The following is a 19,292-nucleotide window of genomic DNA, read 5'->3' on the forward strand; positions in this document are numbered from 1 at the left end:
TAAATGAATCCGACATGGCAATCAGGTGACGGAAACCGGCAAGTCGGTCGTGTTCTACGCGAGTTGACGCACCAAAACAGCCGCCCGCGGGTGGATCGGGGGCCGTTCGGTCCGGGTGACGGTTCGAGTCCGCCGACCGGGGCAGGACCTCGCGAGGGCGCTTGCGGCGCCCGGGCCCTCGGTGGTCCTGCTCCCGGCGGTGCTGCGGATGTTCGCGCCGACGCACCTGGGCTGTGCGACGGCCGCCGCGGTGGGTCCTACAGGCCGTCGCGGACCATCGCGGCGACGATGCGGACATGGCGGTCGGCCGCCGTGCCCGACCATTCGTTGTCGTAGTTCAGGCCGTAGGGCCAGAAGTGGCCGCCGCCGGTGGAGATCTTGGCGCCCGAACCGTCGTACTGCTTGACGAGGGCGGTGGCCTGGCCGCCGGTCCAGGTGCCGCTGCCGCCGAGGCGGGACCAGCCCGAGCTGGTGCCCACGCCGATGGTGTGGGCGATCTCGTGCAGGGCCGTCCGTTCGCTCATGTAGCTGCGGTTGCTGCCGAAGCGGATCGTGCCGTTGATGTTGCCGTCGGCGGTGGGAACGCCCGGTTCGTAGCGGACCGTGAGGGTCTTGCCCAGGTCGCTGAGGTTGTTGTAGCGGGCCACCGCCGCGTTCATGGCCTTCGTGATGAGGTCATAGGCGGAGCGCTGGTCCGCCGTGGGGTTGCTCGCGCGGACGAGGGACCAGGTGATGGTGGCCGCCGCGGCGCGGTCCCGGGCCGGGGCGGGCGGAGCCTGGTCGGTGGCGGCCTGGGCGACACCGGGGCCGGCCAGCAGGGCGGCGGTCAGGGTGGCGACGAGTGCCTTGCGTGGGCTCACGAGTGCCGTGAGTGGTCTCATGTGCGGATCCTCCTGTGGGGGTGGTCGTCACGAAACTTGCGAAACTTCGCACGACGTTCGGGATCTCGGACAAGTGGCGCCGCCGTTCACTCAAAGCCCTTGCATGGCACGGCAGTTGGCGCCCTGTGGACCGCAAGTATCCCGGCGGGAAAGGCGGCGTCAAGAGTTCCGGCAGAGGTCAGTGGAACCAGAAGAGCAGGGTGTCGGGGTTCGTCCCGAGCTGTCGCGCACCCTCCCACTCCTCCGCCTCGAAACGCAGAGCGTCGGCGAACCGGCGGGCCGGGCCACGGAATTCGGGATCGAGACGGTCGAGCACACGCCCGTAGGCATCGGCCAGGGCGGCTGCCCGCCGGGTCGGCAGGGTGCCGATCGCGGGCACCGCGTCGCCGGGGTGCGGCAGCCGCAGCGGCGGGCCGCTGAACAGGAACGTGCCCGGGAGCAGGTCGGACGGTACGCCGTGCCGGGCCAGTTCGTCGTCCATGGCGTGGAACCAGGTCGGCCCGCGCCAGGTGCCGAGGTCGGTCGGGTCGGAGAAGTGCGCCGCGACGGCCTGGTAGAAGGCGTAGCTGTACGCCGGGCAGAGATCGGTGCTCGGGGTGCCGTCGATCAGCTCGTCCAGGGCCCGGCCGATGGAGATGTCGAGGTCGATGCCCTGCTCACGGAAGCGGGCGTCGGTCCGCTCGCACTCCGTGCGCACCCGGGCGAGGGTGTGCTCCTGCTGCTCGGTCCGCTCCACCGCCATGAGCAGCCGCACCACCGTTCTCATGTCGCCGGTGCTCATCTCCAGGCAGTAGCCCACCGCTGCGTTTCCCTTCACCCGTTCGCCGGACACAGGTGTCCATGATCGGGGACAGGGGAACGGCCCCGGACCGGGAAGTCGGGGGCCGTTCGATCATGCTGGGTTATGGCGGATCAGCCGACGTCGGACGGGTCGAGACGGTAGACGGCCGACCGGCTCGACCCCGTCGAGGAACCGGAACCAGAACCGGAACCAGAACCGGAACCGGAACCGGAACCGGAACCGGAAGCAGAGCCTGAGCTCGCGCTCTCGCTGTAGTCGCTCTCCTTCACCGCCGTGCCGTGCTTCTGCACCCACGCCGTGACCTCGGAGCTGACGGTGGAGCCGCCGCCCGGGCCGCCGCCCATGCCGCCGCCGAGCTGGACGTAGTGCAGTTCGCCCTTCTTCACCAGCTCCTTGAGCTTGGCGAGCGTCATCGCCTTGTCGCTGCCCGACCAGCCCCACATGGAGATGACGGGCTCCCCGCTGCTCAGGATGAGCTGGGCGGCACTCTGCGAACTCGACACCGCCAGCAGCCACTCGGCGCCGTCCTGGTGCTTCTTCAGGTGGGCGATCAGCTCGCTGCTCACGCCACCGCCGCCCATGCCGCCACGCCCCATGCCGCCGGTGCCGGTGCCGGTGCCGGTGCCGGTGCTGTTGTCATCGTCGGTTCCGGTTCCGGCCGGGGGCGTACCGCCGGAGCCGCCCGCCCCTTCGGGAGCCTGCCCGCTCTGCCCACCCGACGGCATTCCACCCGACGGCATCTCACCCGACGGCCTCCCGCCACCGGGAAAGCTCCCCCCGGGGAAGCCGTCACCGGCCTGGGCATTGCCGCCCTGCCGGGCGCCGCCGCCCGGCAGCTCCCCGCCACCCGCACCGCCCGGGAAGCCCCGGCCGCCCCCGCCCCCGGGGCCGCCGAAGCCGCTGCCCGTGGTCGGTCCCGCCGTCGGATTCGTACCGCCCATGCCGCCGCCCGCTCCCGACGAGGGGACCGACCAGGCGTACGCCGCCGGACCCGCCACCGCCGCGACGACGGCCGCCGTCACCGACACCGCCAGCAGCCGCAGCCGCCGTCCCGAGGTGCCGGAGCGGAAGGCGAACAGCCCCACCACGGCCAGCGCCATGACGACCAGGACGGCCGGCCACAGCCAGGTGTTCCAGCCGGAGGCCCGCCGCAGCAGCACAGCCGCCCAGACGGCCGTGACACCCAGCGCGAGCGGCAGCACCCACACCCACCGCCCGCCGGAGCGGAACGCCCGCAGCAGCAGCGCCCCGCCGCCCGCGCACAGAGCCGCGATGCCCGGGGCGAGTGCGGTCGTGTAGTACGGGTGCATGGTGCCCTCGGCCAGGGCGAAGGTCAGGTAGTGCAGCAGGGTCCAGCCGCCCCAGAGCAGGAGTGCGGCCCGGGTGGCGTCGGTGCGCGGGGCGCGGCCGCACAGCACCAGGCCGCCGGCGAGCGCGACACCCGCGAAGGGGATCAGCCAGGAGATCTGACCGCCGAGGATGTCGTTGAACATCCTGCCGAGGCCCGCGGTTCCGGAGAAGCCGCCGCCTCCGCCCCCGCCGCCACCGCCGTTGCCCTCGCCGCCGAGGATCCGGCCGAGGCCGTTGTAGCCCATGATCAGGTTCCAGGCGGAGCCGTCCGTCGAGCCACCGATGTAGGGCCGCTCGGAGGCCGGGACCAGCGACACGGCCGCGGCCCACCAGAAGCTTGAGACGGCCAGTACCACCGCGGCGAGCGCCAGGTGGACGACGCGCTTCACCACGGCCGGCTTCGCCGCGTACAGATGGACCGCGAACACCGCGGGCAGCGCGATGTACCCCTGCAGCATCTTGGTGTTGAAGGCGAGCCCGAAGCAGGCCGCCGAGCCGAGCAGCGGCAGCAGCCGGCCGTCGCGCGTGGCACGCAGGGCCAGAGCCGCACCGGCCACCATCAGGAACACCAGCAGGGTGTCGGGGTTGTTGTCCCGGTTGATGGCGACCGTGATCGGCGTGAGGGCCAGGACGAGGGCCGCGACGGCCGCCGCCGCGTGCCCGAACACCCGTTTCACGGAGGTGTGCAGGATCCAGATGGTGGCCAGCGCGGCCACGATCATCGGCGCCATCATCTGCCAGGTGCCGTAGCCGAAGACCCGGCAGGACAGGCCCATGACCATCAGCGCGAGCGGCGGCTTGTCGACGGTGAGGAAGTTCCCGGCGTCCAACGAGCCGAAGAACCAGGCCTTCCAGCTCTCGGTGCCGCTCAGTACGGCGGCGCTGTAGAAGCTGTTGAGGCCGGAGCCGGACAGGTTCCAGGAGTAGAGGACCGCCGCCAGGGCGAGGATCGCGAACAGTGCGGGGAGGGACCAACGCGGCGCGGGGGCGGCGTCCTTCGGCGGGGGCGGCGGGGACTCGGCGGTCCGGAGCTGGGGTTCGGTGGCAGATGTCACCCCGGCATGGTGGGGAGCCCCGGTGGGAGGCCGCTGTGCCGAAGCCGTGTGCCGCCTGTGAATCCGGTCGGCTCCCGGTAACGACTCGCACAAGCTCCCGTTGTCCGTGCAACCTTTCGGCCGCGTCCGTGTGTCAAGGGGGGCATGACTTCTGGGATATCCCGCCGTGCGCGAGTGCTGGCAGCGGCCGTGGGTACCGGCGTGCTCGTGCCGCTCGTAGCCGCCGCCACGCCCGCCTCCGCAGCCCCTCCGGCCGTGAGCTGCACCTCGGCCAAGGCCGGGCTGGCCACCAAGCTGAAGAAGGACATCACCGCCGCGCTGGCCACCCGCAAGGGCACGGTCGCCGTCGGCCTCCACGACCGCAGCACCAACACCACCTGCACCCTGCGCGCGAGCTCCGCCTACGACTCGGCCAGCGTCGTCAAGGTCACCGTCCTCGCCACGCTGCTGTGGGACGCGAAGAAATCGAACCGGTACCTCACCGACCGCGAGAACACCCTCGCCAAGGCGATGATCACCAAGTCGGACAACGCGGCGACCACCACCCTGTGGAAGCAGCTCGGCATGACGAAGATCAAGAACTTCCTCGCGGCCGCCGGCATGACGCAGACCAAGCCCGGGGCGAACGGCTACTGGGGCCTGACGCAGATCACCGTCACCGACGAGCAGAAGCTGCTGAAGCTCCTCACCGCCAAGAACGCGGTCCTGAGCGACAACGCGCGGTCCTACATCCTCAAGCTGATGGGCCAGGTCGTGTCGTCCCAGCGCTGGGGCACCCCGTACGGCGTGCCCTCGGGCGTCACCGTGGCCGTCAAGAACGGCTGGCTGCAGCGCTCCTCCAACGGGTGGCGGGTGCACAGCGTCGGCGCGTTCAAGGGCGGCGGCCACGACTACGTGATGACGGTGCTGACCCACGGAAACAGCACGATGAACTACGGCATCACCACCATCCAGGCCGTGGCCAAGGTCATCCACAAGGACCTGGCGGCGAGCTGACCGGGACCGGCCCGCCCCTCACCCCGCCGTCCGCTCGTACCCGAACAGGAATCGAAACTGTTACGGCGGGATGAAAACGGCTCCCGATCGCGTTGGTGCCTTCCGGCAGAGCAGGACGACTGGAAGGTACCGGCGTGACACCGAAACGGGGATGGGCACGACGACTGTGGGCCTACGCGTGGCGCCACCCGAAGGACGTCGTACTCGCCCTCGGCTCCTCGCTGGCCGGCATGGCCGTCATGGCCCTCGTGCCCCTGATCACCAAGGTGATCATCGACGACGTCATCAGCGACCACACCAGGGACATGACCACCTGGGCCGGTCTCCTGATCGTCGCCGCCCTGGTCGTCTACGTCCTCACCTACATCCGCCGCTACTACGGCGGCCGGCTCGCCCTCGACGTCCAGCACGACCTGCGGACGGAGATGTACGGCACGATCACCCGGCTCGACGGCCGCCGCCAGGACGAGCTGTCCACCGGCCAGGTCGTCGGCCGTGCCACCAGCGACCTCCAGCTGATCCAGGGCCTGCTCTTCATGCTCCCGATGACCATCGGGAACTTCATGCTCTTCCTGCTCTCGCTGGCGATCATGGCGTGGCTGTCCGTGCCGCTCACCCTGGTCGCCCTGGCCGTCGCGCCCGCCCTGTGGTGGATCGCCAAGCGCAGCCGCACCCGGCTGCACCCCTCCACCTGGTACGCCCAGGCCCAGGCCGCCGCCGTCGCGGGCGTGGTCGACGGCGCCGTCAGCGGCGTCCGCGTGGTGAAGGGCTTCGGCCAGGAGGAGCAGGAGACGGGCAAGCTCCGCGAGGTCGGCCGCCGGCTGTTCGCGGGGCGGCTGCGCACCATCCGCCTGAACTCGGTCTACACCCCGGCTTTGCAGGCCGTCCCCGCGCTCGGCCAGGTCGCGATGCTCGCCCTCGGCGGCTGGCTGGCGGTGCGCGGGCACATCACGCTCGGCACGTTCGTCGCCTTCTCCACCTACCTCGCGCAGCTGGTCGGACCGGTCCGCATGCTCGCGGTGGTGCTCACCGTCGGCCAGCAGGCCCGGGCCGGGACCGAGCGGGTCCTGGAGCTGATCGACACCGAGCCGTCGATCGAGGACGGTCACAAGGACCTGCCCGCCGACGCCCCCGCGACGGTCGAGTTCGACGACGTCTCCTTCGGCTACGACGCCGGCCGGCCGGTCCTCGACGGGCTGAGCTTCGAGATCCGCCCGGGCGAGATCCTCGCCGTGGTCGGTTCCTCCGGCTCCGGGAAGTCCACGGTCTCCCTGCTGCTGCCGCGCTTCTACGACGTCTCCCGCGGGGCCGTCCTGGTCGGCGGCCACGACGTGCGCGAGCTGTCCCTGGAGTCCCTGCGGGCGGCGATCGGGCTGGTCCCGGAGGACTCGTTCCTCTTCTCCGACACGGTCCGCAACAACATCGCCTACGGCCGCCCGGACGCGACCCTCGAGGAGATCGAGAAGGCCGCCCGCGCCGCCCAGGCGGACCGTTTCATCACCGAGCTGCCCGAGGGCTACGACACCACCGTCGGCGAGCACGGCCTCACCCTCTCCGGCGGACAGCGCCAGCGCGTCGCCCTCGCCCGCGCCATCCTCAGCGACCCGCGCCTGCTGGTCCTGGACGACGCCACCTCCGCGGTGGACGCCCGGGTCGAGCACGAGATCCACGAGGCCCTGAAGGGCGTCATGAGGGGCCGCACCACCCTGCTGATCGCCCACCGCCGCTCCACCCTGAACCTCGCCGACCGCATCGCCGTCCTGGACGGCGGCCGCCTCGCCGACATCGGCACCCACGAGGAGCTCCAGGAGCGCTCCGCCCTCTACCGGCGCCTGCTCACCGACCCCGACGAGCTGGGCGCGGTCTCCCCGGGCCACACCCCGCCGGCCTGCCCGCAGGAGGACACCTCCGTCCGGGACGAGCTGGACGCCGAGTTCGACGCCGAGCGCGGGGTGACCCCCAGGCTGTGGACCGGTGACCGCGAGCGCAAGGACACCGCCCTCGCGGAGAGCCCGGCCACCCCCGAGCTGCTCGCCCAGGTCGAGGCGCTGCCCCCGGCCACCGACGTCCCGGACGTCGACGAGGCGAGGGCCGTCCGGCCGGAGGACTCCTACGGTCTGCGCCGGCTGCTGCGCGGCTTCGGGCTGCCGCTGCTGATCAGCCTCGCCCTGGTCGCCACCGACGCGGGCATGGGCCTGCTGCTGCCGGTGCTGATCCGGCACGGCATCGACTCGGGCGTCACCGAGGCCGCGCTCGGCGCCGTGTGGGCGGCGGCCCTGCTGGGGCTGCTGACGGTGGTCGTGCAGTGGGCGGCCCAGATCGGCGAGACCCGGATGACCGGGCGCACCGGCGAGCGGGTCCTGTACTCGCTCCGGCTGAAGATCTTCTCCCAGCTCCAGCGCCTCGGGCTCGACTACTACGAGCGCGAGCTGACCGGGCGGATCATGACCCGGATGACGACCGACGTCGACGCGCTGTCGACGTTCTTGCAGACGGGCCTGGTCACGGCCTTCGTCTCGGTCGTCACCTTCTTCGGGATCATGGTCGCGCTGCTGGTGCTCGACGTGCAGCTCGCGCTGGTCGTCTTCGCGACGCTGCCGCCGCTGATCATCGCCACGTTCTTCTTCCGCCGGGCGAGCGTGAAGGCGTACGAGCTGGCCCGCGAACGCGTGTCGGTGGTCAACGCCGATCTGCAGGAGTCGGTGTCCGGGCTGCGGATCGTGCAGGCCTTCCGGCGTGAGGGGGACGGCGGGCGGCGGTTCGCCGAGCGCAGCCACAGCTACCGTCAGGCCCGCATCCGGGGCCAGTGGCTGATCTCGGTGTACTTCCCGTTCGTGCAGTTCCTGTCGTCGGTGGCGGCCGCCGCGGTGCTGATCGTGGGCGGGGCCCGGGTCGACGACGGGACGCTCGCCATCGGCTCGCTGGTGGCGTACCTGCTCTACATCGACCTGTTCTTCGCGCCCGTGCAGCAGCTCTCCCAGGTCTTCGACGGCTACCAGCAGGCGACCGTCTCGCTGGGCCGCATCCAGGAGCTGCTCCGGGAGCCGACGTCGACGAAGTCCGCCGACGAACCGCTGGAGGTCCTGTCGCTGCGCGGCGACATCGCCTTCGAGGACGTGCACTTCGCCTACGGGACCGACGAGGAGGCCCTGGGCGGGGTCGACCTGCGGATCCCGGCCGGGCAGACGGTCGCCTTCGTCGGCGAGACCGGCGCGGGCAAGTCGACCCTCGTCAAGCTCGTGGCCCGCTTCTACGACCCCACCGGCGGCCGGGTCACCGTCGACGGCACCGACCTGCGGGCCCTGGACCTCACCTCGTACCGGCACCGTCTGGGGGTCGTCCCGCAGGAGGCGTACCTCTTCCAGGGCACCGTGCGCGACGCCATCGCCTACGGCCGTCCCGACGCCACGGATGCCGAGGTCGAGGCGGCGGCCCGTGCGGTCGGCGCGCACGACATGATCGCCACCCTGGAGGGCGGCTACCTCCACGAGGTCGCCGAGCGCGGCCGCAACCTGTCCGCCGGGCAGCGCCAGCTGATCGCGCTGGCCCGCGCCGAGCTGGTCGACCCGGACGTGCTGCTGCTCGACGAGGCCACGGCCGCTCTGGACCTGGCCACCGAGGCACAGGTCAACCAGGCCACCGACCGCCTCGCCGGCCGCCGCACGACCCTGGTCGTCGCCCACCGCCTCACCACCGCCGCCCGCGCCGACCGGGTCGTCGTCATGGACCACGGCCGGGTCGCCGAGGACGGCACGCACGAGGAGCTCATCGCGCGCGGCGGGCGGTACGCGCAGCTGTGGCGGACCTTCATCGGCGCCGCAGAGCCGGAGGAGCCGGTCGGCGTGTCCCGCTGAGCACCCCTGACCGCGTTTCCGTAACGCTCGTGCAACCATCCGACATACGTCATGCGTCCGTACATGCGTACGCCGATGGTCGCGGGGGACTCCCCATAGGCGTACGCCGACGGTCGCAGACGACGCGGTACGGGAGGACGACAGTGCACAGTGGAGCGATACGCCGGCGGCTCGGGCTCGGGCTGGCCGTGCTGACCGCCTCCGGGCTGCTCGCCGTCGCGGCCCCGGGCGAGGCGCAGGCGGCGACCCACGCGCTCTGCCCCGGGCGCAAGGTCCGCACCCTGCCGTTCTCCACCGGGACCGTGCTCGTCTACAAGCGCGGCGGCTACGTCTGCGCCGCCACCCTCACCAAGAAGCCCGGCGCCCGGCGCACGATGTCGGTGAGCGTGCAGGCGCGCGGCAACCGGCCGGTCGTGGACCAGGGCAGGTACGCCCACCACGCCGGCCCGGTGACCGTGCACGCCGGGCGCCGCTGCGTCTGGCTCAAGGGACAGGTCGGCCGGGGGAAGTTCAGCTCCGGCTGGATCCTCTGCTGACGCCGCACCCCTCTAACCTGTACTGACGCCCCCGTAACACGCCCGCGCGCACAGGGTTTTCCCTATGTCCCCTGGTGCTCCGGTGAGTTGGTCCGCTAGCTTCCGGCGCACATCTGTCTCACAGGGGAGTGCGCATGCGCAAGGCGCTCAGATGGCTGCTGGCGCTCACGGTGCTCATAGGCACACTGGGCACGGCGGGAGCGGCCACCGCCGCCGACGCCGCCGGCACCGACAGCACCACCGACATCAAGGAGAGACTGCTCTCCATACCGGGCATGAGCCTGGTGGAGGAGAAGCCGTACACCGGCTACCGCTTCTTCGTCCTGAACTACACGCAGCCGGTCGACCACCGCAAGCCCTCCAAGGGCACGTTCCAGCAGCGCATCACCGTGCTGCACAAGGACGTCTCGCGCCCGACGGTGTTCTTCACCAGCGGCTACAACGTCTCCACGACGCCCCGCCGCAGCGAGCCCACCCAGATCGTGGACGGCAACCAGATCTCCCTGGAGTACCGCTTCTTCACCCCGTCCCGGCCGGCCCCGGCCGACTGGTCCAAGCTGGACATCTGGCAGGCCGCCGGCGACCAGCACCGCGTCTTCAAGGCGCTGAAGGGCATCTACGGCAAGAAGTGGATCTCCACGGGCGGCTCCAAGGGCGGCATGACCGCCACCTACTACGAGCGCTTCTACCCGCGGGACATGGACGGCGTCGTCGCCTACGTCGCCCCCAACGACGTGGTGAACCACGAGGACTCGGCCTACGACCGCTTCTTCGCCCGCGTCGGCACCAAGGAGTGCCGCGACCGGCTGAACGCCGTGCAGCGCGAGGCGCTGGTGCGCCGCGAGCCGCTGGAGAAGAAGTACGCCGCCTACGCCGAGGAGAACGGCCTCACCTTCACCACCATCGGCAGCCTGGACAAGGCCTACGAGGCCACCGTCCTCGACTACGTGTGGGGCTTCTGGCAGTACAGCCTGCTGTCCGACTGCGACCAGATCCCGGCCGACGCCAAGAACGCCACCGACGACGCGATCTGGGACTCCGTCGACACCATCTCCGGCTTCTCCGCCTACGCCGACCAGGGCCTGAGCACCTACACGCCGTACTACTACCAGGCCGGCACCCAGCTCGGCGCGCCGACCATCCAGTTCCCGCACGTCGAGAAGCGGTACATCCGCTACGGCTACCAGCCGCCCCGGAACTTCGTCCCCCGGGACATCCCCATGAAGTTCCAGCCGTCGGCGATGCGTGACGTGGACACCTGGGTCCGGCACAACGCCCGCCACATGCTGTTCGTCTACGGCCAGAACGACCCGTGGGGCGCGGAGCCGTTCCGCGTGGGCAAGGGCGCGAAGGACTCCTACGTCTTCACCGCCCCCGGCATGAACCACGGCGCCAACGTCGCGGGCCTCGTGCCCGAGCAGAAGGCCCTCGCCACCGCCCGCATCCTCGACTGGGCCGGTGTCGCGCCCGGCGCGGTGCAGGCCGACCCGCAGGCGGCGAAGCCGCTGGCGAAGTTCGACGCCAAGCTCGACAAGCGGGACGTGCAGCGCGAGATGACGCTGCGCCCGTAGCCGCCCGCTCCCCGTACTCGACCGCCTCTCGGCCCACTGGGAAACGGGAGGCGGTTCGCATGTCTGGCGTCCAGTCCTCGGCCTCGTCGCCTCTCCAGAGGAAGCCAGCTTCGGCAGGCGAGGTTCTCCCATGATCGAATGGCCCGCTTTCCACAGCGCCCAACCGGCCGACCAGGACCGACTACGATGCTTTCCTGAGCACCGAGCAAGGTGCATTTACTTCCGCGAGAACGCAGATCGCGGCCAAAATCGGCGGACGAGGGCATGTCACCGTAACCAGGTCCTTGACGCCTGGCTGTGCCCATTCGACCAGAAGCAGGAGGTCTCCCGGTGACGCCAGCCGAGCGGCCGTCCGCACCGAAGCCGGGCCCGCCGCCCCGTCGTACCCGCTGGTTCCAGCCCCGGCGCTCCGGCTTCGCATGGGAGCAGGAGGGCCTGGAGCACGTGCGGCAGCTGATGCCGGACGCCGAGCCGTACCGTGCGTGGGTGACGTTCCAGTTCACCGGCCCGTCCGGGCGCGTCAACGAGTGCGATCTGCTGATCGCGGTGCCCGGAGGGCTGTACCTGCTGGAGCTGAAGGGCCATCCGGGGCGGCTGGTGAACCATGGTGACACCTGGCAGTTCCACGGGGACCGGGTCCGGACGCTCAAGAGCCCTCTGCATCTGACCGACCTCAAGGCCAAGGAGCTCAAGGGCCAGCTCGAGCGGGCGGCCCGTGCGATGGGCTCGGACCCGCGCCGGGTGCCCTTCATCAAGCCGGCCGTGTTCCTGCACAGCCCGGATCTCGTCAGCGAGCTCGACGAGTTCCAGCGGACCTCGGTATTCGGCCGCAACGGTGGCGGCAGTGGCCTGCCTGGGGTCTGGGACGCCTTGCTGGGCCTTCCGCCCGAGCGCGAGAGCTGGCGCATCACGCCGCAGAAGGTCCAGTTCCTCGAAACGCTCATGAAGCGGATCGGTGTCAGCCACTCGACGGCGCACCTGCGTTTCGGGGACGGCTGGCGCCTTGAGCCGCGGGCCCTCGACGCGGGCCCCGGCTGGGAGGACCGGCTCGCCGAACGGGACGACCGCCTGGTCCAGGAGTACGGCCGGGTACGGATATACCTGGTCGGAGAGGCCGCGTCGGCGCAGCAGCGGCAGGCGGTGGACCGAGCGGCCCTGCGCGAGTACCAGGTCCTGCAGGGCATCAACCACCGCGGCATCGTTCAGGCCGTCCAGATCCGCGAGCATGTCAGCGGCCCGGCGATCCTTTTCCGCCACCGCGCCTCGGACCTGCGCCTCGACGCCTACCTCGACGCGTACGGCGGTCGGCTGACCCCCGAGGTCCGCCTTGACCTGGTACGGCAGCTCGCTGAGGCGGTGCGCTACGCGCACAACCGGTCCCTGTACCATCGCGCCCTGTCCGCGCGCTCGGTGTACGTGTCGGCGCGGGAGGACGGCTCCGAGCCGGTGCTGCGGATCGCTGACTGGCAGACGGCCGCCCGTGATTTCGAGACCACACTGCACCGCTCGTTGGGGGACACCCCGCTGGACGCCGGGCTGATCGCTGATGTCGCCCAGGTGTATCTCGCGCCAGAGACGGACCAGGAGTTCGCCGACCCCGTCGACCTCGATGTCTTCGGTCTGGGCAGCCTCGCCTACCTGCTGCTCACCGGACGTCCGCCGGCCGACCGGCGCAGCGCCCTCGTGGACCGGCTGGCCGCCGAGGGCGGACTGCACCCGTACGCGGTGGCCGACGGCATCTCCGCGGCCCTGGACGACCTGATCTTCCAGGCCACGCAGACCGACGCCCGGTACCGGCTGCCGTCAGCCGAGGAGTTCCTGCGCCTGCTCGATGCGGCCGAGGCCGACGCGGCGACCCCCGAACCGTCCGGGGCGCCGGTGCCGGACCCGCTGACCGTCCAGCCGGGCCAGTCGCTCGGCGACGCCTGGACGGTCGCCCGGGTGCTGGGCACCGGCGCGACCGCCCGTGCCCTGCTGGTCCGGCGAATCGGGGACGAGCCGGACGCCGAGGAAGACGCCCTCCGCGTCTTCAAGATTGCGCTCGACCACGACAAGGACGCCCGCCTCTACGCGGAGGCCCGAGCCCTGCGCGAGGTCGGCGGCGGCCACATCGTGAAGCTCCTCGCCGACGCGCGGGATCTTGGCGGCCGTACGGTACTGGAGATCGAGTACGCGGGCGGTTTCCGTTCACCCACCGACAAGGACCCGGTCAGCCTCGGCTCCCGGCTGCGCGGGGTGGGAGCGCTGGGCTACGGCCAGCTGGAGCGCTTCGGCAACGATCTCTTCGCCGCCCTCGACAGCCTCGCCGCCCGAGGGGTGCGGCACCGCGACATCAAGCCGGACAACCTGGGCCTGTTCAAGCGCAGCGACGGGTCCTGGCAGCTGATGCTGTTCGACTTCTCCCTGGCCGACGCGCCCGACCAGGACCTGCACGCGGGCACCCGCGGCTATCTCGACCCGTTCCTCGGTGACAGCCGCCGCGAGCGCTACGACGATCACGCTGAGTGGTACGCCGCCGCGGTCACCCTGCACGAGATGGCCTCGGGTGTGCGTCCGGTGTGGGGGGACGGCCAGATCGACCCGCGCACGGTGCTCGACGCCAAGCTGTACGTCGCCGGTGAGCTGTTCGACCAGGCGCTGAGTGAGGGCCTGACCGAGTTCTTCGAGCGTGCGCTGCACCGCGACGTGGAGCAGCGCTACGACAGCCTGCGCGACATGCAGGAGGCGTGGCGCCGGATCTTCCGCAGGGCCGACGCGGCCCCCCCGGCCACCACGCCCGCCACGGTCGGCATGGTGGCGGAGGACATCGAGGACGCCCGCGAGCAGGCCGCCGCGGCGGCGGATCTGGACACTCCGCTGGAGGCGGCCGGCCTGTCGCCCCGTGCGGTGTCCGTGGCCGCGGGGCTGGGCGCGTCGACCGTGAAGGCTCTGCTGGAGGTCCCTCCGCACGCGATCTCCCGTGCGCGGGGAGCGGGCAATCTGATCCGCAAGGAGCTCAACCGGCGGCACCGCCAGTGGACGCAGGCCCTGCGCAAGCGCCCTGCCACCCGCAGGCCGGTGACGGTTCCGGCCGACGCACCCGAAGAGGCGCTGGAGTCGGTGGAGACGCTTGCCGCCCGGCTCACGCCTCCGGAGGGCAAGCGCCGGTCCAAGAGCGCGGACGTCGTACGGACCATGCTCCAGCTTCCCGGCGGTGCCCCTTTGGAGGCGTGGCCCGCCCAGTCGGCCATCGCCAAGGCCCTTGGCATCAGCCAGCCCACGGTCTCCAAGCACCAGCTGGCCGCGGTCGAGCAGTGGGCGGCCCTGCCGTGGCTGATGCGCGTCCGCAACGAGCTGATCGCCATCCTGTCCGAGCAGGGCAGGGTGATGACCGCCGAGGAACTCGCCGGCGAGCTGCGCGCCCGGCACGGCGCGGCGGAGGAGGACGAGGCCGCCGACAGCCTGGCTCAGGCGCTCGCCGTGGTACGCGCTGCGGTGGACACGGAGACCCGGAAACGAGACGAGGCCACCGCAGACGTCGAACCCCCCAACAGGCTCGATCTCCTGCGGCGCGGCGGCCGGGTGGTGCTGGCTCTGGAGGACCAGCCCGGCTCCGACGACCCGACCCCCGCCGAACTCGCCGACTACGCCGCCGCTCTCGGCGCGGCCGCGGCGAAACTGGCCGTCCGTGACCCGCTGCCGGGCCGGGCGACGGTGCTGCGTGAGCTGCGTGCGGTGCCCGCCCCCGACGGCATGATGTCCCTGGCCGACACCAGGCTCGTCGACCTGGCGGCGGCCATGGCTGGTGATGTCGGGGTCTCGCCGCGACTGGAGCTGTACCCGTTCGACCTCGATCTGGCCCGCGCGCTACGTATCTCCCAGGCCCCCGCGGGGGTACGCGCGGGCGACGGCATCAGCACCGCGGACCTGGTGACCCGCATCCGTGCGCGTTTCCCCGGTCTGTCGGTCCTGGCCGACACGACGTACGTGGAGCTGGAAGAGGCCCTGGCACAGACCGACTTCCCGCTCGACTACGACCATCAGCGCAAGCGGTTCATGCCGCGTGCCCGCGAGACGGCGGACACGAGGGCCGCCGGATCAGCGGTATCCGCACTGACCAGCACCGGCAGCCTGATGCGCGCGGCGCAGAGCGAGCTGGCGCTGGGGCGGGACCCGCGCCGGCTGATGGCCGCCCGGCTGGAGGCGGCCCGCAGGCGCGGCGGCTTCCTTGCCCTGACCGTCAAGGGTCCGGAACTGCCCGGCGTGGCACAGCGACTGGCGGAGCGCTTCGGGGTCGTACCGGTGTCGATGGACGAGTTGTTCCTCGGTGTGCTGCGGGAGCTGGCCGCGGAGCACGGGGTGGAGTGGCAGGCGCTTCTGCGGGCGGACGCCGCGCTGACCGGCTCCGGCACGATCGGCGCAGGTCTCGCGTCGTACACGCGCGTGGCCTCCGAGCGGCTTGTCACCCGTGCCGCCGCGCTGGCGGAGCGTACGGGCCCGCGCACGGTGCTTCTTGCCCACGAGGCGTCCCTCATGGCCCGCTACTGGACATCCGGCGGAAGTGAGGCCCTGGTCGCGCTCCAGGAGGCCGCCCGGCGCCCGGCGGACGCCCCCTACGGCCTGTGGCTGCTGGTGCCGATGGAGGACCCGGAACTCTCACCGGCACTGGACGGCCGCACCGTGGACGTCGTGGACCGCGCCAGCGAATGGGAGCCTCTGCGCGGGCTGTTCCTGAAGGAGCTGAAGGGCCAGGCGCCTGTGGCCGAGCGGACGGAAAGGGGCGAAGAGGCGGGGAAGTTGAGGGCGACCGGCTGACAACCGCCCGATCCGGCAAGCACCTTGTCCCCGGATTCGCCTCACCTCCGCCCAGTGCCCGACCTAAGATCGTCGGGTGCCGGAACTCAAGCAGGAAGACCACTTCGCCTCCGCCGGGGAGCGCCACTTCCGGGACGCCGACTACCTCCGCGACGACGGGCGGCTGCCCGCCGCGGACCACCTCTACGGCTTCGCGGCGGAATGCGCGACGAAGAGCCTGCTGCTGCGGTTCACCGAGGTGAGCATGGACCCCAAGCCCGGTGAGGCGAAGCCGTCGTCCAAGCCTTGGGCCGAGAACCCCGGGGACCCTGGCCGGATCATCGAGTTCGGCCATGTCAACGAGCTGATCAGGGACATCGGACTGCTGGCGCACGGCCGGGCCGGGGCACAGCTCCACGCGGTACTCGACGGCGACCTGCGTGTCTTCAAGAAGTGGCACGTCAAGTTTCGCTACTACGACGGCGGTTACGCCCAGGCCGAGATGGTGGAGCGTCGCCGGACCGCCGCACACCGCATTCTCGTTCTGCACCAAGAGGCCCGACGTAACGGAAAGCTCACGTGATGACGTCTCCATCCTTCCCCGTCGGCTTCGACGCGGCGGGGCATTACGCCGCTGAGGCCGCCCGCACCGTGGCCGGGCAGGGTTTTGACGTCGTCCTGGTGAGGGATGTGCTCGGACGGTTTTCCCTCGTCGTCGACGACACCGGCAGGGAGCAGGAGGCGGCCCGGCTCCTCGGCTCCTGGGAAGCGGAGTTCACCGGCCACCTCGGCCGATACCGGTCCGACGAGCCGGTGGTCCGGGCCTCGCAGATGTTCTCCGCCGACGCCGTACTGCGCTCCCGCAGAGTGGTCGCCGACCCCGCCGGACCGGCAGCCGAGGGGGCAGGCACAGTCCACATCCTCGACAACACCGTGGTCGGCGAGGACTGGGCCAGGGTGAGCGCACCCGACCCCGACGCGGGTCGCACCCGCGGCCACCGCACGGCGGTGTACGGCTTCAAGGGCGGCGTCGGCCGGACCACGGCGACCGCGGTCCTCGCACGGCACCTGGCCGACCGGGGCCACGCCGTCCTGGTGGTCGACCTCGACCTGGAGTCCCCGGGCGCCGGCCCGCTGCTCGCGGGCCGTAACATGCCCCGCCACGGCATCGTGGACCACCTGGTGGAGGCCGCGGTAGGCAACGCCGAGGGCTTGGAGCTGGTGACGCGCACCCCTTACGACCCTCGCCACCGTTACGGCGAACTCTGGGTCGCCCCCGCCCGCGGCGAGGGCACGCCCGGCATGCCGTACACCTACGTCGACAAACTGAACCGCGTCTACTCCGACCTGCCCGGCGTGTCCTTCAGGCGTCGCCTGGAGCAGGCGATCGAGGCCTGCGAGGACGCGATCGAGCGGGACGGCGACACCGGCCGCCGCCCCGACGTCGTCCTGCTGGACAGCCGGGCCGGCATTCACGACATCGCCGCCGTGACGATCTCCCAGCTGTGTGACGCGGCACTGCTGTTCGCGGCCGACAACACCCAGACCTGGGCGGGCTACGGCGACCTGTTCACCGCGTGGCAGTCCACTGGTCAGGCGCCCCGCATCCGCGAGAAGCTGCGCATGGTGGCGTCGATGGTGCCGGACTCCGTCCACTTCTCGATGCGGGACTACCTGAAGTCGTTCCGGGAGCATGCCTTCGCCTGCTGCCAGGTGCTCTACGACGAGGTCGCGCCGGGTGAGGTGGGAGGCGGTGACGGCCCGCCCGACGATTCGTCGGACGCGGTGCCCTTCGCGCCCTCCCTGAACGACGACTGGGCCCCGCACTCGCCCGCCCCGATCCTTTTCGACCAGGGCCTGGTGGGCATGGACTCGGTGAACGCGCCGGACTGGTGGGACCGGGCGTTCGTCCAGGCCGCGTACCGTGAGTTCCTGGCCACCGTCACCCCGCTGATCGAGGACGCCCTCGGGGACCCGGAAGGAACACGATGACCGAGGCCCTGTCCGCACACGAGTACCGGGACCTGCTGTCGGCGGCCCTGGCGGACGCCATCACGGGCGACGCCCGCCACCCCACGCCCCACACCCTCTTCACCCCCGACTCGCACCGCAGCGCCCTCTACGTGGACAACGTGGTGGTGCAGGGCGGCCGGGGCGTCGGCAAGACGTTCTGGTACTGGTCGCTGCTCGACGAGACCCTGCGCTCCGTCGCCGCCAAGGAGTACCGCATCAACCGCCTGAACCGGCTCCGGGTGCATCCCGGATACGGCCTGGCCATGCGGTCCGAGTGCTACCCAGGCCCGCTGGTCCTGGGCAGCCTGCTGGAGGCCGGCGAGGACCCGTACGACGTCTGGTACACGGTCCTGCTCACCGCGCTGGGCCTGCCCGAACTGCGGGATCTGACCGAGTGGTCCGCCAAGATCGCCTGGGTGCGCGCCCACCCCGGCCCGGCCGAGCGCACCATCGAGCAGGCGGACCGCCAGGCCTACGACGAGAACATCGTCCACCTGCTCCTCTTCGACGCCCTGGAGCACCTCCACAGCGACCGCAGGCAGGCGGACCGGCTGATCAGCGGCATCCTGCGGCTGGCCCTCCTGATGCGCTTCGCCACCCGCAACATCCGCCTGAAGGTGTTCGTCCGCCCAGACATGTTCGAGGCCGCAAGCCACCACTTCGCCGACGCGTCCAAGCTGTCGGCCTACTCGGCCGGCCTGGAGTGGACCCACTCCGACCTTTACGGCCTGCTGTTCCACTACCTCGGCAACGAGGAGGGAGACACGGCGGAGCGCTTCCGCACGATCACCGGAGGCTGGCTGCCCGAGGCCGCCGGCGCCCGCCATGCCCCGCCACCGCTGCTGTCCGGCGACCCGGAGACCCAGAAACGCGTCTTCGAGGAGATCGCCGACCCGCTCATGGGCAACAACGTCCGCAGGGGTAGGACGTACGACTGGCTGCCGAACCACCTCATGGACGGCCGCGGACAGGTCAGCCCTCGCAGCTTCCTGGAGTCCCTGTCCACCGCTGCCGAGACCACGCGCACGAAACACCCGGCACATGAGCGGGCCCTGCACCACGAAGCCATCCGTGCGGGCGTACAGCAGGCGTCGGTGCGGCGTGTGAAGGAGGTCAAGGAGGACACCCCCTGGGTCCGGCTGGCGATAGAGCCGCTCGCCGACTACCAGGTTCCGATCCCGGAGCCGACGGTGCTCGGCGCGTGGAAGGACGCGGGCCTGCCCGCCAGACTGGCCGAGGAAGGCGCGCAGTACGCCCAGGCGGACACCCCGGACAAGGTCCGCACCGGCCCGCGCGACCCGCAGGACCTGCCCCGGCTGATCACCGAACTGATCGAACTGGGCGTGATGACCAAGCCCCGCAGCGACGGCCGCCTGGACCTGCCGGACGTGTACCGGATCGCGTTCGGCCTGGGCCGCAAGGGGGGCGTGCCGCGGCCGAAGGCGTAGACCGGGTCGGGGA

At 71.3% G+C, this 19,292-nt stretch carries 11 protein-coding genes; 8 read left to right on the plus strand and 3 right to left on the minus strand.

The features are described 5' to 3' along the window. Positions 1-257 precede the first annotated feature (257 nt). From ACFCXS_RS08095 to ACFCXS_RS08105, 3 genes are all read right to left on the minus strand, one after another. The gene (locus tag ACFCXS_RS08095; protein ID WP_376642207.1) at positions 258-881 is read right to left on the minus strand and encodes a hypothetical protein; all 624 of its coding nucleotides are present in this window, start codon (positions 879-881) and stop codon (positions 258-260) included. Positions 882-1,059: 178 nt separating this feature from the next. Further along, entirely contained in the window at positions 1,060-1,713 is a 654-nt protein-coding gene (locus ACFCXS_RS08100) for a hypothetical protein (RefSeq protein ID WP_376642208.1), read from the minus strand. An 80-nt stretch (positions 1,714-1,793) separates the two neighbouring features. After that, positions 1,794-4,088 (minus strand): glycosyltransferase family 39 protein, encoded by a 2,295-nt coding sequence (locus ACFCXS_RS08105; protein WP_376642209.1) that lies wholly within the window; start codon positions 4,086-4,088, stop codon positions 1,794-1,796. Positions 4,089-4,232: 144 nt separating this feature from the next. On the opposite strand from ACFCXS_RS08105, the gene ACFCXS_RS08110 reads away from it, so the two are divergent. The 8 genes from ACFCXS_RS08110 to ACFCXS_RS08145 all read left to right on the plus strand — a co-directional run bounded on the left by ACFCXS_RS08110 (position 4,233) and on the right by ACFCXS_RS08145 (position 19,279). Further along, positions 4,233-5,084: a serine hydrolase gene (locus ACFCXS_RS08110; RefSeq protein ID WP_376642210.1), complete on the plus strand. Its 852-nt coding sequence runs from the start codon at positions 4,233-4,235 to the stop codon at positions 5,082-5,084. A gap of 134 nt (positions 5,085-5,218) precedes the next feature. Then, complete coding sequence (locus ACFCXS_RS08115) at positions 5,219-8,938, plus strand: ABC transporter ATP-binding protein (protein ID WP_376642211.1); 3,720 nt, start codon at positions 5,219-5,221, stop codon at positions 8,936-8,938. Between the two features lie 143 nt (positions 8,939-9,081). Further along, positions 9,082-9,474, plus strand: a complete 393-nt coding sequence (locus tag ACFCXS_RS08120) for a hypothetical protein (protein ID WP_376642212.1) — start codon at positions 9,082-9,084, stop codon at positions 9,472-9,474. A 134-nt stretch (positions 9,475-9,608) separates the two neighbouring features. After that, the gene (locus tag ACFCXS_RS08125; RefSeq protein WP_376642213.1) at positions 9,609-11,045 is read left to right on the plus strand and encodes a S28 family serine protease; all 1,437 of its coding nucleotides are present in this window, start codon (positions 9,609-9,611) and stop codon (positions 11,043-11,045) included. A 330-nt stretch (positions 11,046-11,375) separates the two neighbouring features. Further along, positions 11,376-15,839 carry a BREX system serine/threonine kinase PglW gene (gene pglW, locus ACFCXS_RS08130; RefSeq protein WP_376642214.1) on the plus strand — a complete coding sequence of 1,488 codons (4,464 nt, stop codon included), beginning with the start codon at positions 11,376-11,378 and terminating at the stop codon, positions 15,837-15,839. A 76-nt stretch (positions 15,840-15,915) separates the two neighbouring features. Further along, positions 15,916-16,401, plus strand: a complete 486-nt coding sequence (locus ACFCXS_RS08135; protein ID WP_376642215.1) for a hypothetical protein — start codon at positions 15,916-15,918, stop codon at positions 16,399-16,401. Next, complete coding sequence (locus tag ACFCXS_RS08140) at positions 16,401-17,810, plus strand: tyrosine-protein kinase family protein (protein ID WP_376642216.1); 1,410 nt, start codon at positions 16,401-16,403, stop codon at positions 17,808-17,810. The genes ACFCXS_RS08135 and ACFCXS_RS08140 overlap by 1 nt, the downstream gene beginning before the upstream one ends. Beyond that, a complete protein-coding gene (locus ACFCXS_RS08145) occupies positions 17,807-19,279 on the plus strand; it encodes a hypothetical protein (protein WP_376642217.1) in 1,473 nt (490 codons plus the stop codon). Before ACFCXS_RS08140 ends, ACFCXS_RS08145 begins: the two co-directional genes overlap by 4 nt. Positions 19,280-19,292: the final 13 nt, after the last annotated feature.

This window comes from Streptomyces sp. NPDC056373 (assembly GCF_042262425.1).
In the GTDB taxonomy this organism is placed as follows: domain Bacteria; phylum Actinomycetota; class Actinomycetes; order Streptomycetales; family Streptomycetaceae; genus Streptomyces.

Coding starts and splice junctions, on each gene's coding strand:
- ACFCXS_RS08140 (WP_376642216.1), top strand. CDS start 16,401: ATGACGTCTCCATCCTTCCCCGTCGGCTTCGACGCGGCGGGGCATTAC.
- ACFCXS_RS08095 (WP_376642207.1), bottom strand. CDS start 881: ATGAGACCACTCACGGCACTCGTGAGCCCACGCAAGGCACTCGTCGCC.
- ACFCXS_RS08145 (WP_376642217.1), top strand. CDS start 17,807: ATGACCGAGGCCCTGTCCGCACACGAGTACCGGGACCTGCTGTCGGCG.
- ACFCXS_RS08110 (WP_376642210.1), top strand. CDS start 4,233: ATGACTTCTGGGATATCCCGCCGTGCGCGAGTGCTGGCAGCGGCCGTG.
- ACFCXS_RS08125 (WP_376642213.1), top strand. CDS start 9,609: ATGCGCAAGGCGCTCAGATGGCTGCTGGCGCTCACGGTGCTCATAGGC.